The sequence below is a fragment of the Campylobacter troglodytis genome (assembly GCF_006864425.1).
GTDB lineage: Bacteria > Campylobacterota > Campylobacteria > Campylobacterales > Campylobacteraceae > Campylobacter_D > Campylobacter_D troglodytis.
This window is the reverse complement of record NZ_QHLI01000072.1, coordinates 1-10,333: the sequence shown is the minus strand read 5'-3', so window position 1 is coordinate 10,333 and position 10,333 is coordinate 1. Positions and strand designations below refer to the sequence as shown.

Annotated in this window: 7 protein-coding genes and 1 pseudogene; 5 read left to right on the top strand and 3 right to left on the bottom strand. The window is 32.2% G+C overall.

The window, feature by feature from the left end:
- The first annotated feature begins 24 nt into the window (after positions 1–24).
- The 5 genes from DMC01_RS11145 to DMC01_RS11125 all read left to right on the top strand — a co-directional run bounded on the left by DMC01_RS11145 (position 25) and on the right by DMC01_RS11125 (position 8,187).
- Positions 25–417, top strand: coding sequence for a GPW/gp25 family protein (locus tag DMC01_RS11145; RefSeq protein WP_142694285.1), 393 nt, complete (start codon positions 25–27; stop codon positions 415–417).
- Positions 414–2,138: a type VI secretion system baseplate subunit TssF gene (gene tssF / locus DMC01_RS11140; protein WP_142694284.1), complete on the top strand. Its 1,725-nt coding sequence runs from the start codon at positions 414–416 to the stop codon at positions 2,136–2,138. Before DMC01_RS11145 ends, tssF begins: the two co-directional genes overlap by 4 nt.
- Positions 2,135–3,037, top strand: a complete 903-nt coding sequence (gene tssG / locus DMC01_RS11135; RefSeq protein WP_142694283.1) for a type VI secretion system baseplate subunit TssG — start codon at positions 2,135–2,137, stop codon at positions 3,035–3,037. Before tssF ends, tssG begins: the two co-directional genes overlap by 4 nt.
- A gap of 462 nt (positions 3,038–3,499) precedes the next feature.
- Positions 3,500–6,880, top strand: coding sequence for a hypothetical protein (locus tag DMC01_RS11130; RefSeq protein WP_142694282.1), 3,381 nt, complete (start codon positions 3,500–3,502; stop codon positions 6,878–6,880).
- Positions 6,877–8,187: a hypothetical protein gene (locus DMC01_RS11125; RefSeq protein WP_246059199.1), complete on the top strand. Its 1,311-nt coding sequence runs from the start codon at positions 6,877–6,879 to the stop codon at positions 8,185–8,187. The genes DMC01_RS11130 and DMC01_RS11125 overlap by 4 nt, the downstream gene beginning before the upstream one ends.
- A gap of 1,086 nt (positions 8,188–9,273) precedes the next feature.
- Here DMC01_RS11125 and DMC01_RS15400 read toward each other — a convergent pair.
- From DMC01_RS15400 to DMC01_RS13770, 3 genes and pseudogenes are all read right to left on the bottom strand, one after another.
- A pseudogene (locus DMC01_RS15400) lies at positions 9,274–9,520 on the bottom strand (hypothetical protein); the annotation flags it as partial.
- A complete protein-coding gene (locus DMC01_RS11120; RefSeq protein WP_142694281.1) occupies positions 9,478–9,891 on the bottom strand; it encodes a hypothetical protein in 414 nt (137 codons plus the stop codon). The pseudogene DMC01_RS15400 and the gene DMC01_RS11120, both read right to left, overlap by 43 nt.
- 13 nt (positions 9,892–9,904) lie before the next feature.
- Positions 9,905–10,054, bottom strand: coding sequence for a hypothetical protein (locus tag DMC01_RS13770; RefSeq protein WP_185908890.1), 150 nt, complete (start codon positions 10,052–10,054; stop codon positions 9,905–9,907).
- Positions 10,055–10,333: the final 279 nt, after the last annotated feature.

Here is a 10,333-nt window from a genome sequence, read left to right as displayed (position 1 = left end):
TTGGCAAGCTAGATAAGGAATAAAATGTCCTTGCTTGATAGGATTATGCATGGACTTGATGATGAAGAAAAGGGCATTGCTTTTTATCAAAATGAGTTTGAGGATATTAAAAATAATATAAGAACCCTGTTAAATTCTCATCTTGATGACTGTGTGCTTTTGGGGGATTTGGGGATAGGAAATTTGGCTGATCTTAGCTTTAATTCAAGTGAGTTTTGCACCCTAATGGCAAGAGAAATTTGTAAGCTTATTAATAAATACGAAAAAAGAATTCAAATCACAGCTCTAAGCTATGATAATTCTTTAAGCCCTTGGCAGCTTAGCTTTTTGCTTGGATCTGTGTTGTTAAGGGATAATTTTCAAAGCCTAAATATGCAAATTATCTTTAAAAATAATAGATACTGTGAAATTGTATGAAAAAAGATCTTTATTATTACCAAAAAGAACTTGCTTATTTGTATGAAACAAGGGAGTTATTTGTTTCCAAATTTCCAAAGCTTGCTCCTTTTTTATCGCTTGACAGTAAGGATCCTGATATAGAAAGGATCATTGAAAACCTAGCCCTTTTAACCTCAAAACTTCATAGAGAACTTGATGAAAACATCCCTCATATAGCACAGTCTTTAATCAATATAATCTCTCCAAACTATAACAATCCTCTTCCATCCTTGTGCATGCAAGAGTTTTATTTCAATTTAAGCTCAAAGGCAACTAAGGCCCTTGTCCCAAAAAACACAAGCCTCAAATCAAGAATTATTAATGGGGTAGAATGTGAATTTAAAACGTCTTATGATTTAGAACTTTACCCCTTGAAAATAGATGAAGTACTCCTTGCAAATAAGGAAAATCTTTACACAGTGACCCTAAATTTAAGCACCATCAAAGAAGGCTTAGATCTTTCAATGCTGAATTTAAAAAGGCTCTTGCTTTATCTAGGCGATGATGTGTATGCTTCTAGCACCTTGCTTTTGTATCTTCATTTGTATTTAAAAGAGCTGAGGCTTATTTTTTATGAAAGTGGGCAAAGCTTTAAGCTTGATTTGCAACAGATTAAAAAAATAGGCTTCAATAAAAACGAAAGCTTGCTTTCTTATGATGATTTAGGCTTTGAGGCCTTTTCTTTGTTAAGAGAGTATTTTTTCTTGCCTGAGAAATTTAATTTTATTGGCATTGAGGGGCTTGATTCCTTGCAAAATGCAAGGGGTGCTAGATTTGGCATAGAATTTAGCTTTATTAAAGCTTTTCCTAAAAACTGTATTATTAGAAAGGATTTATTTTCACTAAGCGTAAGTCCTACAATTAATATCTTTGCAAAAAGTGCCGAAGCTTTTATAAATGACGGACAAAGGGATGCTTATCCTATCTTCATTGATAGATCAAATATAAATGCTTATGAGATCATCCAAGTTAGATCAGTAAAAGCTCACAGTAGCGACACAGGTCTAAGGGTGCTTAAAAATTATAATAATTTTGAACGGTTTGAATTTATAGCCAAGCAAAATAGCGATTTTTATAGCCTAAGTAGCAAAAAAAATTCACAAGGACAAAGCTATAAGCTCATTTCTTTTTTTGGGACAAATAATTTTGCCCAAACCATAAGCATTGATACCCTAGCTTGTAATAAAAATCTTCCAAGCCTACTTAAAATAGGCGAGATCAACAAACTAGAAGGCATTAAAGATCTTTCAACTAAGAATATAAAAATTCCAAGTGCTCTAAAAGAGGTGCAAGTAGATGGACATTTGCTGTGGAAACTTGTTTCTATACTTTCTTTTTCTTATCAAACTATGTTAAGCAAAAATGCTTTTTTTAATGTCTTAGACAGTTATAGCTTTGAGGATGACAAGCAAAGCAAGGATCTTTGTAAGCTTTTAAAACAAAGCATTGTGGATATAAGGGCTCATTCTACTTATATCATTGATGAGTATATTACAAAAAAGGGCATAAGATGCATTATGAGTATAAAGGATTCAAATTTTTATTCTATAGGAGAGGTATATAAGCTAGGGCTTGTTTTGTCGCATTTTTTTGCTTCTTTTGCTAGTATAAATTCTTTTTGTGAGCTGAAAATCAACTGCTTAGACTCTGAGGAAAGCTTTGAGTATCCTATACAACACGGTAAAAAAGTAAGCTTATGAATGCTTTTAGTTTTCATAAGCTTTTAAAAAAACTGCTTAAAACATATGAGAAAAAAGATATATTTTTAAGAACTAATAAAGATCTCAAACATCCAAATAAAGACATAGAAAAGGTATGCTTTAGTGAAGATGAAAAGTCCTTTTTGGTTCAAATCATAGTGAATTTTATGGGCTTACAAGGAAGTAGCTCTCAGCTTCCTAACTATATGCTTGATAAGCTTTCAAGAAAAGAAGATGAGGGTATGGGATGGAGCTTATTTTTTGACTTTTTTAACCACTATATTTTATGGCTTTTTTATGAGATTATAAGTATTAAGGGCTATTCAAGATCTTTTAGCCCTGATTTTAGCGATCCTATTTCTAAAATTTTATTTGCTATGCTTGGCATAAATGATAAAAAGATCGCTAAACAGTACCTACCATTTGCTCCCTTGCTTTTAAGTCTAAGACGTCCAAAAGCTTATATAGAAAGGGTCTTGCAAGCTAATTTTAATCTTAATGGAAAATTAAGCATTATAGAATATGTCCCTCATAAGATCAGCATTTCAAAAAATCAGCAAAACGCACTTGGCGTCAAAAATCAGATCCTAGGCAAAAATCTCATCTTAGGCACAAGCTTTCTTTCTCATCAAAGCAAAATAGCTATTTATATAAAGGATCTTAGCTATACACAGGCCTTGGAGTATCTGCCAAATGAAGCTAAATTTATGGAACTTAAAGAAAGCATAGTGTTTTTAACAAATGATGAGTTTTGTGTGGATTTATATCTTAGAGTTAATATAAGCTCTAAGATGCGCTTTATCTTAGGGGATAAGGGGCAAGCTAAGCTTGGCTGGGGGCTTATTTTGGGTAAGCCTAAGAAGGATTATTATCTCATAAAAACAAAGCTTTATGAATAAAAAAACTAAGTGCTTAGCATTTAAAGGCTTTTTTGAGAAGGTGTTGATTTAGGACACATTCTTTTAATTGCTAGTTTGCAAGGCAAACGAATAGGCTTTATTTGCCCAAGATACTTCACAATGCTTAGTATGACAAGGGGAGAGTTTTAGACACTTCTCTTGATATGACAAGGATTAATACATTTTTGCAAAAGAGTAAAAATTAAACGATAAATTAAGGCTAAATTTAAATCAAAAATTTTTGATCTAGTGAAAAAATAAAAGGCTCTTTTTCACAAAAATTTTGTCATTTTGAGTTTATGGGCGAAGAGGCCGTCAATTTAAAGCATTTTTCTATAAATTCGTGGATTCTTGGCACACGCTCTCAATGACATAGTATTTTGTCTAAGATCAATATGAAAAAAAGCCAAATAAAATCATCTTTTGAATTCATAAAAAGAATATTAAAGAAAAGGGCAAATAATGAAAATTACAAATTTTAATATGATAAAAGAAGAGTCCTTATTTTCTCAAATACACACCCTTATTGCCAATGCCAAAGAAAAAATCATCCTTATACAAAGTGATTATAATGCCTTCATTAACGAAACAAATCCCCTATACACTCATATCAAACAAGAACTGAATAAAAAGAAAGATTTAGACCCCAACATAAACATAGAATTAAATTTTTTACAAGGCGCAAGCAAGGATAATTTACACGAAACAAAGGATAAGATCACAGAAGTTAAAAAATTCACAGCTCATTATAAAAATTCTTTTTTAAAAACAAAATTAGCCGAGTTTTTACAAGAATTACAGCTATTTAAAGAGCTAAGAGCTAGAAATAAAAATTCTAACAGCAAATTCACCACAAGCTATGCCTTAAAGGAGGCAAGGCTTAAACAGTTAGAAAAAATCAATAATTTCTTAGCCAAGCTTGAAGAAGATTTGCTTAAACTAGTAGATAATATACAAGAGTCAAGATATTACGAAGAAGAAATAAAGCCATTAAGCAAACAAAGCTTACAAAGCATCATACATACAATAAAAGAAAATCTTAAAAAAACTCAAAATGAAGATGAGGCAAAAAAGCTTTTAAGAGCCTTGCTTAAATTCTTTGTAGGCATTGTTGATGGTGTATTTGAGCTTAAAAAAATCTCATCTTTAAGCAAGGTGTATTTTTTTGCTAATACTGTCTTATATGAAGCTTATAGGGCTATTACTGAGTATCAAAGCTCTAAGGATGAGAGCTTTTATTATGATCTGGCTGTGCCTTTATTAGCACTTATTACAAGCAAGTTATATCCTATTTTAGCCTTTTGTAATGAAGAGTTTTTAGCCGATCTTTTAATTATAGATGATAAAATCTTGCTTGATTTTTCTTCTTACTGTGATTTGCCAACATATAGTTTATGTAGAAACAGCCTTTATAAAATTAGCTTAGATGAAAGTGCGGTGGGCTTTTTTAATTCCTTTTTTACACAAACAAAACAGGATCAAAATGCTTATTTCAACAAGGATTTATTATACAGCGATAAAAACAGCCCAAATTTAAAAAAGCTAGTTCAAAGAAACATACAAAGCCTAAATCATTTATTTTATGCTGAATATCCAGATCTAAACTCTGCCTTAATTGTAGAGTTAATCAAAGAAGCAAATAAAACACAAAAAAAGATCAAAGCCTCCAAGATGGGCACAAATTATCTCTTCATTACCAATCCTCCCACCCTATACAATGCTAAATTGTGTGAGGAGCTATATAATAAAAGGTTAGAAGCTGAAATTTTATACCGCCCCAAGCCTCCCACAAAGGCACAAAGACTAAGCTTAAAAGATAAGGGCTTTCCAAGTAAAAACTCTTACAGCTCCTATGCCATAAAAAGAAGTGTAGATGATGAAAGCCCTTACATTTTACAACTTTGCCCCTTTGTAAAGCTTCAAGATCGGGCATACAAAAATTATAAAAAATACAATGTAACTGTGCCTACAAGCTATTATTTAGAGCTAAATAAGGCTTTAAATCCTCCAAACCTACACATATATGAGCAAGAAATAAATAACACAGCCTATTTAAACTCATTCTTTAAGCTTCCAAAAGAAATAGAAGAAATTTCATTCAAAGAAAAAGAACAAGCCAAGGCTTATTTTAAAGCCTTTCAATCCTATCTAAACGCTTTAAGCAAACAAGAAGCAAAACAAGAACACGAATACCCCCTCTTTAATCTCTTTTTTATCTCCCTTTGCCTTTATGTCTTTAACAAAGAATTTCAAGGGGCTAACAAATACAAAATTACAAGCCAAAGGGGCATATATTTTTACCAAAGCATAGAGCTTTCGCATATAGATCTTTTAACTGTGATGCATGTGCATTCTTATTATCTTGATAAAGATGGAAATAAAATTTATGTCTTCTTAAATAAAGAGCTTAATGCAAATAAAGACAAGTTTTTATATTTAGATGAATTAACAAGGCTGATCTTTGAGGAGGAAATAAACGAAGAGGGGTTAAGCTACTGTGAATTTTTTAAAAATTTATATGATGAGAGGATCTTAAATGAGATCAAAGATCAGGAAAAATTCAAAGAAGCCTTAAATGAAATACTCACAGATGAAGGATTAGCAAAAACAGCCTTTCATCTCAGTTTTTTTGAGCTTATAAAACACTTTTTCCCTTTTATGTCCTTTTTTGATAGCTTGGATGAATTTTTAGATAAACTAGCAAATTTTTTCTTAAAAGCACAGCTTAACAAAAATATACTTAGCTTTAAGGAAGGCTTTTTAGGAGAGCTTGGCTTGGTTGTAAATGATCTTTTTATTTATAAAAATCCAAAATTAAAAATACCTACATTAAAAAAGCATTTACACAAACAAGGACTTTTAACTATGATTGTAGATAGCTATGAGGATATTGTGAAAGATAAGCAGTTGATACAAAACAAAGCAAGTTCATATAAAAAACTAGATCTGCTACAAGCAAGGATAAAGGATCTTAGTGGCTTTTCTAAACAAATTTTAAAAAATTCAGCCCTAGATGCCATTAAAGACGCTACTAAGAGCTTTATAGACAGACTTTTACCTACTCATTATGATGCCTTAAAGGCAGAATATGACCGCATAAGCTATGAAAAATTCACCTACAATTTTAACGCACCCCTAGCCGTAATGCAAGATGAGTATATGACCTATCCCATGTTTGTAAATTCAAGATTTATGAGCTTTGATTTGGCTAGATTTATCTTTGGTTCCTTGCTTTGCACAGGAGGACTTAGCCATCATCCTAGCTTAAGTTGTGTTACAAACTTAGTAGAGGCTAAAACCTTTGCCCTGCAAAGACTCTTGTCTTATTTGATCTTAGATGAAAAAAGAGCTACTTTGTTTAAAGAGGATTTAAAACAAGGTAAAGATATGGTAGATGATCTAGTATTTTTTGCTAAGGTGTCAAATATAGAGCTACAAAATGCCAAAATTTATCAGCTCATAGACGAGGAAAAAGAAAGAGAATATAAAAAATCAGGCGAAAAAACTAGAAATGAAGCCATACTACTTTATAACGAAGCCATAAGCATAATCTGTGAATACGCTAACAAGATCAACGCTCATATAAATGAGAGCTTAGAAGATAGACAAAAGGCAAGGAGATTAATGAAGGCTTTGGATAGTATAGCACAGCATAATTTAAAGCTAATGTATAAGGGGGTGGGTGATAACGACAATGACGACTCTTCAAATATTAAAACCTCAGAAAACATTAACCATTATAATGTAAAAGAAACTGAATGTGATGAAAATGAAGCAAATAATAAATTCATAGGAAGATTAGCAACTGTGATTATAATGGAAAATGGACTTTGGATAGGATGAGTAAGAAAATAGACACAAGAAGGTTTCCAGATAAAATTCTTTTGCCAATGGGCTATACGCTTAATGCCAACAGACAAACAAGAGAAATTTTATTTTCCAAGGGTAGCAAAAAATCGGGCAAGTACGATCAAAGACACACAGATATCGCCTTTAAAGCAGATGAGATTTTAAGAACTTCTCCTTATAAATCCTACAAACCCATCTACTTAGATCCTAGCCTAAAAACAGGAGCTAGCTCAACGCTACTTGAATTTAAGGCTTGGCAAGATTTATATCTAAATGATCCCCCAAGAGGCAAGATAGCTCCTTGGACTAAAAAAGAAAAGGCTTATTATGAAAGCTTAAAGACCAAGAGGGAAAGATATAAATATCTTGTCATTAGAAGTGGCTTAAGAAGTGCTGTTATAGATATACCTTATGAAGCCTATGCAGGAGTAGATGAGAATGGCAAACTTATAAATAAAGACTTTAAAAGGCTTTATGAGCTAGTGGATGAGAATAAAAATACCCTCAAAACAGACTTATTTATACAAGAATGGGGAATAGCAGCTGGGATCTTAGGAGATGCTGAGTATTTTGCAGCTAACAAATTACACGGCTTTAATGCTAGATATGTGCAAAGTTTAATACTTCAAATGCAACTTACAGGAGGAAGTAGTGCCTTAGATAAGCCAAATTTGCGTGGGGGCATTTATGAGTATGCCTACAATGTTTTAGGATTTGCACTTGTAGGTGTGCATGAAAATAAAATAAGACAAGCTCAGGTTGAACAACTAGCTAAGAGCATAAGGCCTGATAAATTTGGAATGTTGCCTTATATAGATGAGATCATGGGGGTGGATTGGGTGATAGATTTTAATCAATACCTCACTGCCCTAGACGAATACGGCAGGGTTTATAATAACCTATCAAACTATGTGGATAAAGGAAGGCTTAAGGATCCAAGGGATAAGGACTCCACGCCTGAAAGTAGAAAGAAATTTGATGAATACACAGGAGGCTTTATGTATAAGGCTATGCTTAAGTATTATGATTTAGTTATTTCAAATGATACAGATGAAATATCAGCACATCTTTGGCTAGATGAATTTCTCTTGGTTGCTAAGATAGCAGCCTTAACTCCGCCTCAGGGCTATCCTAATGCACCGTTTTATTATACCCCTGAAATGTTGGAAAAAATTTATAAAACAAATACGCTTGATAAAAAGCTAAATCCTACCATACCAGCCATATACAAAGAACACTTCCCCCAAGCTCTTAGAGATGAAATAGAAAGCTATGCACAAAGGCATAAGATCAAGGATTAAGCAAGGCATAAGAGTAAGGATTAAACCTAGCCCTTTAAATAGCAGCTTTAAAATTAAGACTAAATTTTTGCTTAAAAGCTTAAATTTAAAATTAAATTCTTGTTTTAATAACGCTTAGCTAAAATTTAAATAAACCTTAAAACTGTGGGCTTAAATTTTTTAAATTTCAATTATTGAAAGTTTGAATTAAGGCTTTTTTCAAAAAAGTATTGATTTATCACTCTTAGCCTATGGGCGAAGAAGCGATCAATTTAAGGCATTTCTCCATAAATTCGTGGATGCTTAGCACACGTTTAGAATGACAAATATGGTATTTTGTCTAAGATTAATACTTTTTTGAAAAAGAGCCTTAATTTTTTAGATTTAAAGTTTTTCAAGTTTCAATTATTTAAATTCTTTCAAATTTAAACTATTTAAATTCACAAAAAAGAACAAAAATCTTTAAAGGCTTTTCAAGTAAATTTAAAGTTAAGCACTCCAAGCCTGAATTTAAGAAAAACTTTGCCATCATACCAGCCATCACTATCAATTTCACATTGAGCTTTCAAACATAAATTCACAAGAGTCCTTTGTGAATTTAGATTTTAAAATAAGGGCTTTGAATTTGGATTAAATTTAAGCATTTAAAACTTCTTTAAATTTAATCTAAAAGCTTATGAAGGCTTTCGGTCGCTTTCAAGTTTTCAAATTCAAGCCCTTTCAAACTTCTTTAAATTCAAGTTTCAAGACAAAACTTCAAGCCCAAGCAAAGAATTTAACGCTAACTGAGATTTAGACCTTGAAAAAAGTAGATAAATTAAGCTTAAATCAAGCCTTTAAATTCAAGTTTAAGTTTTTCATCTCTTTAAACTAAGCTTTCAAATTCAAAGCCCCTTTACACCTTTCAATCCCAAACAATTTAAGTTCAACTTTGAATTAGCCTTTAAATTTACATTTAGGTTCAAGCTTTAAGTTCTTTAACTTCAAGTTTAACTTTGCAAGTTCTTTAGTTTCAAATTCAAACTGTCAAATTCTTTAAATTTACACCTTAAATTCAAAGCCTAATTCAAACTCTAAATTAACAGCCTAAGCCTAATTAATGTTGGCTCAATTAAACTTAACAGAATTTTCTCTTATCAATTTCAGTAAATTTTGATGAGAATATTGCCTTAAATTTTTTGTGTTATATCTAAATTCTGTTTCTTTTAAATGAAGGACAAAATTTTCTTTTTAGTCATTAAATTTGGCAAGACGAAATTTCGCAAACTTCTACTACGCAGTTACACGACATATAGCACGAAGCAAAAAAGTTCACAATTTCGTTAATGTGGTTTCGCCCCTTTGCAAACTCATTTGCATTACCATATAATGTGCCTTTGCTCCTTCTTGCAAAGTTGCAAGACAAAACGAAGCAAAAATCAACCAAGTCATCTTAGACTTTGAAACTTTCCTAAAATTGTGGCATTTTCTAGATCTGTAAAATCCCTTATAATAGCTAGCAACTCTTTTGCCAAGTAGTGTTTTACCCCTTGCATATAAAGTTAAGCCTAGTTTTTTAGCATACCTTCTTGCAAAGGGACAAGAGGGGGTAACGAAGTAAAAACTTTTGCGACCAGCCCCACGCCCACGCTTACAACGCACCCTTTTTGCCCCTTCTACTACGCAGTTACGAGCCGTAAGGCGAAGTAAAAAATAACTTTCATCAACTTCGATTTCACCGCTCATTTTAGAGATTTGTTCACACTCTTTGGCTATCAAAATGCGAAGATCTTTGAAAATTTTGCACAAACTTTGCTCTGAAATTTGACAAAACCCAGCGTCTTTTCGCCTCTAAATCAAGGCTTCTTGCAAAGGGACTAGCCGTAAGGCGAAGTAAAAAATAACGCAAAATTTCCCTAAATTATATCTGCGAAATTCACAAACAACACTTTGTTTTTAATAGGACTTAGCTTAAAAACCCTTTGATTTAAGTTTAATTGAGCCTATTTGAAAAATCTCAACCACAAACACTAGCTAAATTCAAGGCATAAACCTCTTTAAAAGCCATCAAGCTAAGAGCTTTTAAACCTAGCTTATTCAAGCATATAGCTTATATCTTCATTAAAATCCCCCACATAATGCCTCATAAAGCCTTGCAAGATTCTTTTTGCTTCTTCTTTTTTGCCAA